This is a genomic window from Bacillus sp. VA13 (assembly GCF_055710085.1).
This window is the reverse complement of sequence record NZ_JBVQPP010000001.1, coordinates 701,034-716,048: the sequence shown is the minus strand read 5'-3', so window position 1 is coordinate 716,048 and position 15,015 is coordinate 701,034. Positions and strand designations below refer to the sequence as shown.

Genomic DNA, 15,015 nt, shown 5'->3' with positions numbered 1-15,015 from the left:
CCCCCAATATAAAAAGAGCCGGCTTTAGCCGACTCATGTTATGTTGAAATTCAGTCCAGTATTTTTAAGACCATTTGCTAATTGTTTGTACACTAAGCTTGCAGTTTCTTTAGCATTACTAGCTTCTGTTACATTAATTGTGAATGAGTTCTGATTGTTTGATGTATTTCCTTGAGGTGTAGAAGGGGTTACAGTAGGTGTCGAGAAGTTCTTAAGAGTTGGAATTAAGCCTTTAGTTAGACTTGTTTGACTAGCAACTGCAGCGTTCATTGCTGGGGTGACAAGGGCGATACTCTTACTTAAAACATCTGAAATTTTACCAGGTTGACCCCATTTAGAGGTAGTCTTTACTGAATTATCAGTGGACGTTTGACGAACTTGTTTCACAGCTTCCAGCATGTTTTCAGTATCTGTCTTGTTTAAAATAAGTTCCTTGTCATGTAAGAATGCAAGCTTTCCTGCTCCAAGTCCTGTGCCTGTATATCCACCAGAAGCAAATGATGACACCTTTTTACCTGTTGTATTTCCAGTTGTAACGGTATTTAATGCACTGGCAGCGTCCTTAAGCTTATCAATCAAGTTATTGGAAATACTTTTCCCAATCGACTTCATATTCTCGTTAATGAACTTGGTGAATTCATTAAGCTGTTTAGCGATATCAGTGATTTTACCATCCATAAGCTTATCTTCAAGCTTTTTGAATGCTCGTTCATCATTTACCAGGTCATCGTACTTGTTGTTAATTGATTCTTCATCTTTATCAAGCTGATCTTGAAGGGCTTCTTTCCGTTTTGTGTTGCTACGATCTTTTATATACTCATCCAAAGCTTCCTGTTGTTCTTGAAGTTGTTTCTCTAGGTCTTTGACTTGCGATTTAGCCTCAGAGGAGTCGTCCATGGAAAGTTTACTGATCTTATCTTTTGTTTCCTGTATTGCTTGGTTTTTCTCCTTCAATTCCTTTTGATATTTAGCTTCTTCGTCTTCTTTGTCGATCTCATCAATCTTATCTTGTGTCGCTTTCTGATGGGCTTCTAACTCAATATCCCGCATTTTTTCGTACATCTCTTTGTAGATGGATACAACTTCATCAGCCAATGATTTATAGATATCCTTGATCGACTTCTTGGTGTTATAAAGCTCAAGGTTAAAATCTTTCTGTTTATCTTTCCAGTTTTCGATTTCTTCAGTGATCTGTTCCTGGATGTCAGGGAAACCTTTCGCAGCTTTCTTTTGCTCTTCAAGCTGTTTGATATATTTTTTGGCTTCCTTTTGTTGTTGCTGAATGAGCTTTATCTGTTTGCTATAGTACTTAACCTTGTCTTCATCTTCTTCAGTCATTGATATTTTATTATCAACATCTTTAATTTTCCCTTGGGTTTTAGAAGATGACTTTTCAATTGACTTGAGTGTCTCATCAACTTTAGATTGGACAAGTTGTTTCTGTAACTCACGAACCTGGTCTTGAACAGAAATTAAATCTAGCTTGGCTTGTTTAAGCTCTTCTTGAAGCTGTGCACGTTGAGCGGAGTTCAATGCTTTATTTGTTTTAATTTCTTTTTGAATCCAATTAACTTTTTGTTGTTGGATTTTAGCTTGCTCTGCCACAGCTTTTTTCTGATCAGAGGTGTATTTTCGGAACTCCTTGCTGTCAGAAGTGTATCTGTTAGCCATTGATTCGTCTTTTGCTATCCGAACATCAAAATCCCCAATTCTTTTATCAAACTCATCGAGTTTAGATTGAACTAGTTCATACTGAAGTTCTTGAATCTGATCATTGACTGAACTGATATCTCCTTGGAGGGAGAGAAGATCAGATTTAGCCTGAGCTATCCCTTGTTGCCGTTCTGCCTCAGCTTGTGACGCATCTGAAATAGAAGTTCCAATACCTTGCATGTACTTTTCAGGATCGATTGTTTTTCCATTTTGTTCGATCTGTAAATGAAGGTGGTTCCCAGTCGAGTTCCCTGTGCTACCAACTTTACCAATAGTTTGACCGGCTTTAACTGATTGACCTGCTTTTACAGAAGGAGTGTTAAGCATGTGCATGTACTTGGCAACTGTTCCATCATCCTGTTTAATAACAACCCAGTTCCCTGCAGTTTTACTGTAGCCAGCAATTTGGACTTTACCACTTTGAAGAGATTTAATTGCTGTACCTGCTTTTGCAGCAAAATCAGTTCCTTTGTGTGGAGAGGAGCGGAGACCAGATTCCTGTTGTCCATATTTGGAGCTTACCCTAAAAGCGCTATTATTTGTATAATAGCTGGCGATTGAAGAAGTGGCAGATGAGAGCGATTTGCTATAGTTGGCCATGATCTTCTTGACGTAATTCTGTGTTTCTTTAAAAGGAGGGATACCACCATATTTAATTACGTTACCAGGCCCAGCATTATATGCAGCCAATGCTTTTTCAACATTACCGCCAAACTTTTCAAGTTGTTGGGCGAGGTACTTTGTTCCACCCATAACATTTTGATAAGGATCGTAAGCGTTATTTACTCCCAAGCTTTTTGCTGTTGCTGGCATCAGTTGCATTAATCCCATGGCACCTACACCAGATCGTGCTTTAGCATTAAACCCTGATTCTTGCTGAATTACAGCTGCAATAAGGGCAGGGTCAACATTGTATTTACTAGCTGCTGAATTTATGTAGCTTGAATACTTGCCTGAATATGATCCACCAGTTGAGGAGAGGGCTCCGCCAGAAGAAGTTGTAGAGGTTACAATACCATATTGAGTAATGTTTCCGGATTTAATTTGATCTTTAAGCAGCTTAGCTTGTTCCTGCATAAGCTTTTTCTTTTGCTGAAGTGCTTTAATTTCTTTCTTGATTGCATCCCGATATTTCTGTGAGTATTTCGGATAATCATTGACCTGCTTGTTGTACTTGTCAATCTCGGCATTAACTTTTTCTAATGCTTCCTTGTATTTATCAACAACATACATGGAAGTTTTTACTTCTTCAGAAGCTTTTTCCGCAGATGAAGACATATCTTCCATTGATGTACCAGTCTCTGATAGGGAAGAGGAAGCTAAATCAGCTAATTTATCAAGTTCTTCAAGTTGACCTGTAATATCAGTAACTTGATTTAAATCTTCTTGAGTTTTAGGAAGGTATTGAATTGCTCCGCCATTACCTTTTTTCATTTCATCAAGTATTTTTTGTTTTTGTTTTTCAAGATCTGACTTCAAATTATAAGCATCTTGCACAGTCTTAATCGCTTTAACTTCGGATTTATACATATTAATCTTCTTGTTTAAAGCATTAGCTTGATTTATTAGATCCTGCTTAACAGACTGTTGCATGTCATTGTATGCTTTTAGCTTGGCGTCACGTAGCTTAACAACTGCATCTCTGTTTATTTTCACAACGCCATTTTCAATTGAAATAGCGTCTGCAAGATCATTTTCCTTCTGGATTAGCTTCATAGCTTCTGAAGCTGATAAACTCTTACCTTCTGCCATTTTCTCAAGCAATTCATTTAAAGGGGAGATGTTATCAGCCATGGCATCATAAGCATCGTTTTGCATTGCGGAAATGGCTAAATCATTTTGCTTAGAATCGACAAGGTCACTAATAATGGAGCTAATTGCTTCGAAGTCACCTTTGGCATCTTTAAGTTTGTCAGATAGGGTGCCAACAGATTCTCCTAAAGCATCTACGCCTTCTCCATTTTCATCCCATGTTACTTTAGCTGATTCGGCAGAATTGTTTGTTGAGTCAATAGCATCCTTAAGATCCCCATAAGAAAGTACAAGGCCATTTGCCTTATCAGAGCCATTTACATATTGACTTATGAGGTTTTCAAGACCTTGAGATGCTTTAGAAAAGTCTGTCTGATTTCCTGATTGTAGAGCCTTTTGTATCTTATCCATATATTGAGATACATTGATAGAAAAGGACTCTAACTGTGATGCATCCATTTTGCTGAAATCAATTTTGTTAAATGCATCATTGACTTCTTTGGTGAGCTGAGGATTAATTTTTATGGAGTTAAATGCTTCGACTGTTTTGGAAACTTGCTCACGGATTTTTGACTGTGAGCTAGATAGAGATTGTTCAACACGAAGAGCTTCTTGTTCAGCTTTAACACCTTGATTTTTTATTGAGCTGTCATCTGCAAAAGGATTTTCAAAGAATGACCAAAAACCCTTACCTTTTGAGTATGTATCAGCCATCTTTTTATATTGATCAACTTCAGCCTGAAGATCCTTAATTTCTTTCAAACTATCAGAAAAAGTATCTTTAGCACCCGTTTGAATATCTTTCTTATTGAGGTCAGCTAGTTCTTGTGTATATTTGATGGCATCTTGTAGAGCATCATTATTTTTAATTATTGCTTGCCCTTGTGAGTCGTAACCAGCAACTAAATTAGGAAACGATTGAGCTAATTGTTGCGTGACCTGAAGATACTCCTGTTCTTTTTTAGAACTTAAGGTACCTGATTCTTTTGCTTTTTGAAGCTCTTTATATTGAGCAATTAATTGATCAGTTGTGTCTTTATTAGTTGTAATGGCTTCAATACTTGTGATTTTAGCTTGTTCAAAGTCTTCGCGGGCTTGTTTTAATTTTGAATATGAGGATATTAGCTTCTCAATAACAACACCAAAAGCCATCATTGCTGCCATAGGGAGGAAGCTGCCAGCTAAGAAAGCTCCTGTAGTCATTGCTGCCTTTTTTAAGCTTGTTAGTGAAGTTGAAAAAGCAGTTGTGATTTTACTCCAAATTGCTGTTTTGGCTGAAGCTGCTGTCACTCCAACCGTAAAAGTATTAAAGTTAAGGATAAGATTTTTTAGAGCTGCACCCATTGCAGTACCTGAAGTTATAGCACTTGCACGAAGTGAAGAGTTAAATAATATTACTGCAGCTGTCGCTGCTCCAAATACTTGCGGAAGTAATCCAACGGACTTGGTTACTTGGGCACTTAATTGCATTAAACTTTTTAACGCATCAGCGAACACTACGATACTATCAGATATTAACGCTTCACCTGATGCCACAGACATTTCTGTAAAAGCATTGGATAAACGATTAACTCTTGCTTGCAAGCTATCGGCATATTTTTGTTGCTCTTTCCATGAACTGCCGACTGAATTAGCAGCAGTATTCGCAGCACTTTGGGCAATGGAGAAGTTATTCATCATTGCGTTAAAACGAGATAACTGGTAAATACCCGCAACGCCTATTGATGTATTTTGTTTCTGAGCATCACTTAACGTATCCCATTTCCCAGCGAGTTCCTCAATTAATTCGCTCGAAGACTTAGCTTCACCGCCAGCTGTTTTAACTGAGATACCAATCTCTTCTAATGCCTTGATTGAACTTTGGTTATTGCCAATACGAGCAAAAATGGTCTTTAGTGAGTTACCTACAACATTTCCTGACTCACGAGTAGTACTGGCAATTGCTGTTGTGTAACCAATCAAGTCGTTTAATTCAACACCGAAAGTAGAGGCTGTAGAGCCGGCTTTTCTAATACTGTTTGCAAGGTCTAAGGTACTAACTGCATAGTTGTTATCGACTTCATTTAACTTATCTGCAATTGATATAGAATCACCGGCTGCTACATTAAAGTTAAGCATTGCAGCTGTTAAGGTGTTAACAGTATCGTTAGGATTCAAATCAGAAATGTTCTGTAAGACCTGAGCGGTTTTAGTTACATCTCCAAGTTCAGATTCACTAAAGCCCATTCGTCCAAATGAACCAGTGATTTCAAGGATATCCGAAATTTTATTAGATAGCTGATCACCAAGATCAATTGAGGATTGCAGTAGTTCATTAAATTTGTAATCAGGTAAGTCCATGACTCGTCTAATGTCTGTCATTAAAGTATCGATTTGAATGACTTGTTCCACCATTGACTTTAATGCTTGAATCCCTGAATAGAACATCGTCCCACTCAGAAAATATGCGGGCATACGACTAAATGATTGTGCTAATTGTTCTCCAAAGCCTGAAACATTAGAAGAAGCAGATGATGCATTCGCAGATACTTCTCTGAACTGCATATTTAGATTCTGCATTTGTGTTCTTAAATTAGGAGTTCTTGCCGTAAGTTGGTTAACTGAGTTGAGATAATTCTGAAGGGCAGAGGAGTTAGCGGTACTAAGTGAACTGCCGTAACGAGTATTGAGGTTTTGAACATTTATTTGCGCTTGACGTTGATATAATTGAACTTGATGCTCAAGTTCTTTTGTTTTTGCTTTAGCGGTAGAGGAATCATCAAGTCGTTTAATACGATTTGCAATTTGATCAATTTGAGCAGCAGTTTGAGCACCGTTAATTGAAGTGGAAAGTCGAGAGAGCACCTGGGAAGAGGCTAATCCTTTTTCTCTTAACTTTTCTAGGCTTTGGTTTAGTTGTTCAATTGCTTTCCTTTGTTGATCGTAATTGGTTGTGGTTCTTGAAGAAGTTGCATTAGTTTTAGGGTCAGTCGTATAAACAATGTCTTCAAAACCGTTACGGTTTTTCTGTACAACCTTTGTGGTTTGGCCTTGTAAGTTCTTTTGTTCGGTCTTTTTTTGTGCTTGACCTAATTTTTCAGTGGCTTGAGCGAGTTTGTTAACTTCTTGAGTTTCTTGCCTTAGAGCAGCATTGCGATTATTAATTATTTTAGTTTCACGTTGAAGAATCTCACCGTTTTTCTTGTATTGCTGGGTGAGCTTTTCAACTGATCCATCAGCATTCTTAATTACTGTGGACGTTTCTTTTACTGTTTGATTATAGGATTTTAGATTTTTTTGATACGCATCTACAGCAGAAGAGAATTCTTGCAGAGCTTTTAAGGTTGTAGAATCAATATTTGTGTTTAGTTTGAGGGAGTTAAGCTTTTTTTCTAAAGATTTGATTTGCTGATTTAACTGTTCGACAGTTTTGGATGAGGTATCAGCTTGTGGGGTTAGTATAATTTTGAGGTTTTGACTCAAGTAAGAATCACTTCCTTTCAGTAGGGGAGAGGACAAAGAAAAAAGCCACTCAGTTATTGAGCGACTTTACTTCCTTTGCGTATTGCTATTTCCATAATCCCTTGCCAAATTTCAACATTAGATAAAGCTTCCTTAACTTTTGGATCATCTTGTTTAAATCCTTTAGTGTTTTGTAAGCCAGTATCAGTTTTACTTGGTAAGAACTCTATTTTAGTTATGGGGTTAGAAAAATCATCAAGTTTTAACTTAAGATCAATCTTTCTAAAATATTTGGACTCAGTTCTGTCTGAAGATAACCCTCCAACAAGAGCCCCAATACCTCCTGCAGCAAGTCCTCCGATAACGGCTCCTGCCATTTGACTACCTCTAGAAACTCTTGTTATGGATTGATCGTCAATAGCTATCTCAGCTTCGATTATCTTGCTAAATGGGATTGATTTTTCTTCAATTGTCAATACTTCATTGAAATGATGAATTACAAACTTATTTTCGGATTCAACCAAAGTCAGCTTTTTATTTTTATCTGGTGTTAGATATGACTTATAATCCTTTGGGTAATTTCCTGCGGAAATTATTTTCTCTAAATTTTGTTTTTCTATTTCTTTTTGTTTATCTGCTCCAAAATCTCCTATTATAAAGAAAGCAGCTATTATTAACAAAACAATTATTGCCCATATCATACAATCACCACCGGCATCATTTCCCTACATTATAACATGGTTCCCAAATGTGTAGGGCAGAGGTATTATTTTTCTTCTCTAATCTTATCCTCTTTAACCCTAATTAATAATTCTTTAAAAAACACTGAAGTGTTATGTTTTCTTCTATCAAAAAAGCCTGTTGTTAATATAGACATAATAAAAATTGCACCTAAAAGTGCAGTGCCTAATCCATCCCCAAATATATTCTTAAATATCAGGGTTGCCCCAGAAAGTACTATTGTGACCACGGATAAGCTCTTAGCGATATCAAATACATTATTTATTCTTGACATTCGTGCAATAGCTGCAGTTAAGTCATTATGGCTTAAAGTTTTTAAAACTTCAATTTTAAAATTTTGAGATGATGCCGGTTGTCCATTAGCAGGGAACTCTTCACTAATAAATTGAATTAACTGCAATATATTTAATTCAGCTAATTTTTGTCTAACTGTTTTCTTATCGAACATTTTTATCACCTCTTCATATTATCGTCAAATATGTAAAGGGTTTTAATGGAGATCAGATTAATGTGATTATGCTTTTATAAAATTAAAAATGAATGAAAAGTCCTTTTTTAGTTTTATATACAATCATTCTCCAAGGAAAAATGACTCAATTTTTTGATTTTTTATGTAAATCAAAAAAGAAACATGTTAGAGTAGGTGTGCTGAAAATAATTCAAAAAATTATTTTGCAATATGAATAAAGTAATGCCACTAGAGAGTTTGAGTTGGACAAAATTGTAAAATTTTAATACACTGGGGCTGCAATCAAATATGCACCTGGAATCAATTGCTAAACGGGGGAGTTTAAATGAACAACAAGAAAAATATCTTTGATATTGTAATGTACATTATTTTCGGTGTGTTAAGTCTTTTTCTAGTTGCAAAAACTGATTATGGCACTGGAGTTTTAGTGTTTGTTGCAATTTTATACCTCGCTGTAATTGCTTATAAAATTAAGCAACTATTTAGTAATTCAGATTCGTAAGGTGTAACACAAGGAGGATTTTAATTGAAAAAGAAAAGAGTTATTACTTGTGTTATGGCTGCATCATTGACTTTAGGCTCACTTTTACCTGCAGGTTATGCTTCTGCTAAGGAGGACTCTAAGACAACCCCTTCTTACGAAGAACTAGCTCTACATTACAAAATGAAAAGTGAAAAGATATCGTCAAACAGGAAATTAGTTGAAATTGAGTATGTGAGTGGAAATGAAACTCACAAAGTTCAGATGAACGGAAATGATCATACTGTAAAAGTCGATGGCATAGAACAAAAAGGCTTAAACTTTGAGTATGATGAAAATGTTGCTAACAGAACAAATTATGAAAACAATAATTTGAAATCTAATGAATTCACAACACAGGCTGCAAAACCTAAAAAAGGATACCATTATGTGGGGACTTTATCTGGGCATACAAAAGCAGCTAAAAATGCGTTATCAGTTACAATGTCATTAGTCGGTATTGTCCCTGGATTGGGATGGGGGAGTAAGGCTGCCACAATTTTATTCTCTTATTGGGCTAAAGAACAAATCCCTGATGCGTATTATAAATATGATTTATATGAAAAAGGAGCAATGACTGATAGCTGGTATCAGTATGCTACAGTACAATTTTTTGAAGATAAAGCTCATAAAAAGAAAATGGGCAAACCTTGGACTAGTACTCCTGCAAAAGTAGATTTACCTAATAGCTAATTTTAAAATCACTTTGTCTTTATAAGGGGCAAAGTGATTTTTTGTTTTATACATAAGCAAAATTCCTCGTTTGAGGAATCTTGATTCTGAATAAAAGAGGGATTTTATTTGGAAGGAGAGGGGTTATTAAGAGAATATTTTATTCTTCTCTTCTTCAAATTCCCTGAGATCATAGTGAGCAATGGTAGTTGATACATCTTCGTGGTGTGCAACATATTTTGAAACGAGCTTTAAATCCACTCCACTTTCAAGAAGATATGTTACACAAGAGGCTTTAAATATATGAGGATTAACTCTTCGTTGGAGAATATCGCTCAAAACATTTGAACAAAAATAATCAGCCCATGACTTTGAAGCTTGTTTAACTTCTCCACCGTATTTAGTTGAAAATATGTACTCTGATTCATAACCTCTATTTTCAACCCATAATCGCATGTATTTTAATGCTTCAAGATTAATCATATAAGGCTCTACTTTTCCATCATCACCTTGACCTTTTAGTCGCACATTATGACTGTATACAAATGTCTTACCTTCAGGTATTGGATAATCAAGTATTTCTGTTTTGAATTGTATAATTTCACTCCTTCTGGCTCCGACATTAAAGGCTGTTGCAAGCCAGGCCATCCCTAAATAGTTCTCGTCCTTTTCAAGTACATCCATCATATCTTTGTACTCATTAAAAGTAATTTTCACTTTGTCATATACTTTGTTTTTGGGGATAGGAGGGAGTCCTCGGGTTAAATTTCTAAAACTCCGATACTCTTTGAAATCCTCGTCATCAGCAATAACATTCTCGATGTAGTTAAACATGGATGAAACACAAGCTTTTTTAAAACTTTGTGCAGAAGAGGAGAGTTTGCGGTTATCACGAAGATAGCTTAAATAACGAAGAATATCTCTTTTGGTGAGCTTGTATAAAGGTTTGTTATTCATCGATTGATATACGTAATAACCAAACTGCCTTAGTCCAGATTGATATTGTCTTTTTGTTGCTGGACTAAAGTTTTGAACAGCAATGAACTCATCAACAATTGTCCTTAATTCGTCATTTACGTGTTGCCACATTTCGTCTGTGATTTCAGGCAGTTTTTTAGCCCTATCCCGAAGCATGTTTTTCTTAATTTTGGTCATTAATTCACCACCATTAGTACGTTTTAATTCCATCTGCTTTTAAATCACTTTTAAATGCCTCTGTTAATCGTCCATCTTTTAGAGTCTCGGCAGTATTCTTCATAAAAGGACGAGGTTTCCCGTAGCCATAACCGTATGAATCTGGATATGTATAGCCCTGTCCAGTTTCGATGACTGTTGCAACATCTTTTTCTTCGTCTTCTCTGGTATTGTCTAATGAGATACCGTTACTTTCATTAATAGTTGTAAAAGCGCCTTTTAGGTTTCCTGTGCGTTCATAGAGTAGGGGGCTATAGGCGCCATAAACATCCTCTTCAATATGATCTTGACCAGTTTTCATCATGACTTGCTTAACATTGGAGGAAGACTTATGTATAGACTGAATTGCAGCTTTCTCAATCATTACTTTAATTTCTTTTATATTTTTCGCCATCATTGTGAGACAGCGCTGCCTTCAATTTCTTCATCCTTCTGAAGGATAAGATTATTTGCTTCTTCCTGAGATTTTTTTGATAACTCATCTATGTTTTGTTGCAGCATTACAGTGGCTTTACCCAGCTTTTCTAAGCTCTCTTTAGGAAAGCTATTGATAATCAAAGGGAAATACTCTGAGTCTACAAGTTTAAGATACCATTTGACTTTATTTTTAATGTCATTTGGAATACCCAGGTCTGTAAATTCTTTGATTAGTGAAAAGAATGCCCATTGAACTTGATTTATATCCTTAAAGGATTTGATACCTGCTTCTTTTGCTTCTTGTGGATCAGAAATCAATCCTGTTAACATTTTTGTTAACCGAGAAGGGGAGAAGTATGGATAGACGAATACATGTACGTCATCAGATAATTGGACTTTTTCTTTCTTGTCATACTTATTGACACTTTCCTCGATTAAACCTAAATTCAACTTTTTTGATGCCATTTTATTTCCTCCTTTAATATCCTCCATATAAAAAAGACACCATACACAGATTGGTGTCACACTTGCTTAAAGCAATGTTTAAACGGTTACTCTAATGGTATTACAGCGTCCATATAGTAACCTGTAACTGCATTATCATTATTAGAATGTATTCCGGTTAATTTTAATTCGCCATTTGCAAAAATTAAAAGTTTGCTGTCGCCGGTTGTACCCGATACTGAAATCATCGCTGTAGCTCCATTCACTGGCAATCCGGCTGATGGAATTGTGCCACAAACAACTTCACGAGTTGCTGTAATATGACCACGTAATAAAAGCAGTTTCCCCCACTTGGCATATTGAAACGGCCTGTCTCCATTCGCTGCACCATTTTTTAACGTGACGTTGTGCCATGTTGCCAATTCAAAATCCTCATTAGTAATGAGTCGCTTCCAAGTCTTCCATCCATCAACATTGGATACTCTCCAAGTAGAACCATCGTTTCCCATAGCTAAAACTTCACCAAAACCATCCTGCCCGATTTGAAGACCGCGGAATGAACTACTAACAGGCGGTTGGTTTATTGTTGTGTTATTCGAGTAAAAAGTTGTTGTTCTCTTCGTTGCCAGTTCCGTAAATAAGTCCTTATCTGCTAATCCAACAAGATGATGTCCCGCATCTGCTGTGAGCTTATGAATTTGGCTCCCATTCCACTTATCTTTTTCGGCTTTTGATACATGGATATCTGTTTTATTGGCATGTGCATCGACTTTCTTTTGAGCTCCTTCTGTACTTTCTATTTCAATCCAATCTGTCCATACACTGTTAGCCAATGATTTACGAAAAGTTTTATTGTCATTCGTCATGACAAGAACATGACCATAAGACTTCCCTGCGCTGCACATCCAAAAGCCTCTTCCGGATGGACCCGGTGAGTTTTTAGCTGTTCCTGCATAAGAGAAATACGTGAAATTCGGATAATTTAATAATTCTGTATGGACATCCGTTGTTACATTAAATAATGGCTGTCCATCATCACTCGATATCTTACTTAATTGCGAAGCATTCCACTTGGTTCGCTCTGCATCAGAAATATGTATTTTAGAATCTTTAACATGTGCATCAAACTCTATTTTTGTTGCCTGTTTATCATTTGTTACATTATTAAGTCCAACCTGTTCTTTTGTAACCTGATTCGGATTGTCCCTACGAGCAGCAAATTCATCCGTATACGCTTTGGCATTTTTTTCTGCTGCATTCCAGTTCAAACGTTCGGCGTCTGTAATATGACGCACAGCATCCTTATTATGTTCGTCAAATTCAGCTTTTGAGGCTTGTTGAACATTGTCTACATTTCCTAAACCAATTTGTTCTTTTGTTACCTGGTGTGGATTGTTTATATTCTCTATGTGTTTTTTCAGCTCATAATTCTGATACTCCATAAAATCATTAACCTTATCGGTCAATTCTTGTTCATGATCAGTCATATGCTTTTCGTTTTGTGAGAGTAAAGCTTTTAGGTTGTTAATTTGTTCATTGTTTTGCTTTAATTGACCAACAAATTTACTGCTACTCATTAGCTCACCGCAATCCCTTTAACAGATACATCACCATTAACTGCGGATACTTCACACATAACTTTAAACACTCCAGCAACATCAAAGTCCCAATATTCATTTGTATTTAACGTGCTTGATGACAGTTGAAAATCTTTTTTGTTAGTGCCACTCAAGACTGATTTTTCACCATTTTCGTCAATCGCATAAAATTTTACTTCTCGTGAAGTTGAGGAACCAGAGATCTTAACAGTAAGTTCCCGAAAATGACCCACTACAAATTCTTCACCTTCTGATGGGGCAGTTGTTGCTTCATGAAATGTAAATGAAGTTTTGTCTGGAATCGTTATGACGACACTTTCAGTCGTTTCTGTCAACAACTCCACCTCCTTAATTTGAATAAAAACTGTCTTTTATCTAGAAAAACAAGAGGGGAGGACTTATTCAAAAAGTCCATCCTCTTGTAGCTTATTCCATATACCTTCCCAAGCTGGGGTAGAAGAAGGGGATGACTGAAGCGAACTTAAAGGTTCGTACTCATTGAAGTCGCCTTCAAAAAGTTGCTTGAAATCATCAACACTGATATAGGATCCATCTGATAGCAATAGGAATTTTTGTTCCAAGCCATCAAATTGTTTGAACAGACCGCATACTTCATCAAATGTCATTATTCCATCCCCCAAACAACGATTTTTAACCCAGTTAGATCAACTGTACCGGCTGCTTTAACTGTCAGATGTATTTTGGGAGCAGTGAATGTTAATTGTTTTTGCAAAGGATAGTTCTGAACAAAGGCAATGCTGTTAAAAAGAACAGAATTATCATTACCTGATGTAGTTGCAGAATAAAATGGGATGTTTTTCGGTACGGAATAAATACTTGCTAAAACTTTGCTGTTTGAACTGTCTGTTTGAGTTGTGTACATAGCAACACCGTACGTTCTGAAAACACCAAGTGAATCGATTAGATCAACTGTATAAGACTTAGTTGCACCTGTAGCTACAGTATCAGCATCAGTAACAACAAATTCAGAATAGGATTTTTGAACTTGGGTTTTAATTGCTGCAGTGTTTTTAACCAAAACAGGGACAGAAGCCGTATTAGTTATATTTACATCAAGTGCAGTGTTGGCCACATTAACATTAAGAGGCTGGTCATTATTGAGACCAACCTCCAAGGGGACAGTGGAACGTTCAATTGATACAGCTGTTATGGGATTACCTGTCCCATCATCTTTTGCAGAGGTGTATTTATCACCGTCCTGGTTTAAAAAAGCAATAATAAACGCCTCCTTAATTATTCAGTTGTTCCGCCAAGATCTGAGCTTTGAGTTGAACCTGTTGTATCCTCAACCGGAGCTGCAGTATTTTCTTCTCTGCTTGCTTCAATTACTACAGCCATTTCGTCTGTATCTGCATCTGCTAATGCTTCAAACTTAATTTCAGGTGCTAGAGCATTTCCATTTTCTAATGACATTTCAAATTCACCTGAAGGAGAAACGTTAGGGAACTGGATATAGATGTCACTGTAAACTTCTTCTGTATCAGGATTATAAGAAATAGTACGATATTCAACTTCATATCGTTCTGAGAACTTGCTGGCTTTAATAGCTAAGCGTCTACCGACTTTTTCAATTTGATACACAGCTGTTAGTTTTTCTTTAGTAGCTGCAAATGCTGTTGGAATTGTATATGTACCATCAGTTGAAACAGCAATCTTATACGTTAAACCTTTTTTGTTATAGAAAGTTACATCGCTTACAGGCTTTCCTTTTAGAGTAACTTTGTTTGCATCATCTACAATAAGTCCATGTTCTCTATCGAAAACCTTTACTTTTGTTTCTTCCTGAATAGTTTCACCCTGGGTCATTGCAAGCCATTCTAAATCAAAGAAAGCATTTTTGACAGTTAGGTTAATTTCCTTCTCAGATTTAAGAATGTAAAGTGGTTTATTGCCGATTCCGCCTCTAAGTTTTTCTTCGGAAATTGCTTGGGAGAATGATGCTGTTTGTGCCTCGGCTGTGAATACAAGCTTTCCGTCAGATTTTCGTTTAAAATAAACGTCAGCTGTATCTTGAATAACTGTTTTCATCTAAT

13 protein-coding genes are annotated in these 15,015 nt (G+C 36.4%); 2 read left to right on the top strand and 11 right to left on the bottom strand.

Annotation, left to right across the window (positions count from 1 at the left end; genetic code table 11):
* Nucleotides 1–33: 33 nt before the first annotated feature.
* The 3 genes from AC0C66_RS03435 to AC0C66_RS03425 all read right to left on the bottom strand — a co-directional run bounded on the left by AC0C66_RS03435 (nucleotide 34) and on the right by AC0C66_RS03425 (nucleotide 8,095).
* Nucleotides 34–6,927, bottom strand: coding sequence for a phage tail tape measure protein (locus tag AC0C66_RS03435; RefSeq protein WP_437388339.1), 6,894 nt, complete (start codon nucleotides 6,925–6,927; stop codon nucleotides 34–36).
* Nucleotides 6,928–6,980: 53 nt separating this feature from the next.
* On the bottom strand, nucleotides 6,981–7,607 hold the full coding sequence (locus AC0C66_RS03430) for a hypothetical protein (RefSeq protein ID WP_153256875.1): 627 nt from the start codon (nucleotides 7,605–7,607) through the stop codon (nucleotides 6,981–6,983).
* A gap of 65 nt (nucleotides 7,608–7,672) precedes the next feature.
* Entirely contained in the window at nucleotides 7,673–8,095 is a 423-nt protein-coding gene (locus tag AC0C66_RS03425; RefSeq protein WP_120028277.1) for a hypothetical protein, read from the bottom strand.
* Nucleotides 8,096–8,441: 346 nt separating this feature from the next.
* On the opposite strand from AC0C66_RS03425, the gene AC0C66_RS03420 reads away from it, so the two are divergent.
* Entirely contained in the window at nucleotides 8,442–8,618 is a 177-nt protein-coding gene (locus AC0C66_RS03420) for a hypothetical protein (RefSeq protein ID WP_120028276.1), read from the top strand.
* A 24-nt stretch (nucleotides 8,619–8,642) separates the two neighbouring features.
* Entirely contained in the window at nucleotides 8,643–9,329 is a 687-nt protein-coding gene (locus AC0C66_RS03415) for a hypothetical protein (protein WP_120028275.1), read from the top strand.
* A gap of 126 nt (nucleotides 9,330–9,455) precedes the next feature.
* On the opposite strand, the gene AC0C66_RS03410 is transcribed toward AC0C66_RS03415, so the two are convergent.
* The 8 genes from AC0C66_RS03410 to AC0C66_RS03375 all read right to left on the bottom strand — a co-directional run bounded on the left by AC0C66_RS03410 (nucleotide 9,456) and on the right by AC0C66_RS03375 (nucleotide 15,010).
* Nucleotides 9,456–10,463, bottom strand: coding sequence for a tyrosine-type recombinase/integrase (locus tag AC0C66_RS03410; RefSeq protein ID WP_072183687.1), 1,008 nt, complete (start codon nucleotides 10,461–10,463; stop codon nucleotides 9,456–9,458).
* A 13-nt stretch (nucleotides 10,464–10,476) separates the two neighbouring features.
* Nucleotides 10,477–10,896, bottom strand: a complete 420-nt coding sequence (locus AC0C66_RS03405; RefSeq protein WP_472973526.1) for a hypothetical protein — start codon at nucleotides 10,894–10,896, stop codon at nucleotides 10,477–10,479.
* Nucleotides 10,896–11,384, bottom strand: a complete 489-nt coding sequence (locus tag AC0C66_RS03400) for a hypothetical protein (protein ID WP_472973495.1) — start codon at nucleotides 11,382–11,384, stop codon at nucleotides 10,896–10,898. Before AC0C66_RS03400 ends, AC0C66_RS03405 begins: the two co-directional genes overlap by 1 nt.
* 86 nt (nucleotides 11,385–11,470) lie before the next feature.
* Nucleotides 11,471–12,940 carry a hypothetical protein gene (locus AC0C66_RS03395; protein WP_268397247.1) on the bottom strand — a complete coding sequence of 490 codons (1,470 nt, stop codon included), beginning with the start codon at nucleotides 12,938–12,940 and terminating at the stop codon, nucleotides 11,471–11,473.
* Nucleotides 12,940–13,296: a hypothetical protein gene (locus AC0C66_RS03390; protein WP_326243137.1), complete on the bottom strand. Its 357-nt coding sequence runs from the start codon at nucleotides 13,294–13,296 to the stop codon at nucleotides 12,940–12,942. The genes AC0C66_RS03395 and AC0C66_RS03390 overlap by 1 nt, the downstream gene beginning before the upstream one ends.
* A 63-nt stretch (nucleotides 13,297–13,359) precedes the next feature.
* Nucleotides 13,360–13,587 (bottom strand): hypothetical protein, encoded by a 228-nt coding sequence (locus AC0C66_RS03385; protein ID WP_326243136.1) that lies wholly within the window; start codon nucleotides 13,585–13,587, stop codon nucleotides 13,360–13,362.
* Nucleotides 13,587–14,198 carry a hypothetical protein gene (locus AC0C66_RS03380; RefSeq protein WP_074794686.1) on the bottom strand — a complete coding sequence of 204 codons (612 nt, stop codon included), beginning with the start codon at nucleotides 14,196–14,198 and terminating at the stop codon, nucleotides 13,587–13,589. Before AC0C66_RS03380 ends, AC0C66_RS03385 begins: the two co-directional genes overlap by 1 nt.
* A 17-nt stretch (nucleotides 14,199–14,215) precedes the next feature.
* Complete coding sequence (locus tag AC0C66_RS03375) at nucleotides 14,216–15,010, bottom strand: hypothetical protein (RefSeq protein WP_202657296.1); 795 nt, start codon at nucleotides 15,008–15,010, stop codon at nucleotides 14,216–14,218.
* Nucleotides 15,011–15,015 lie beyond the last annotated feature (5 nt).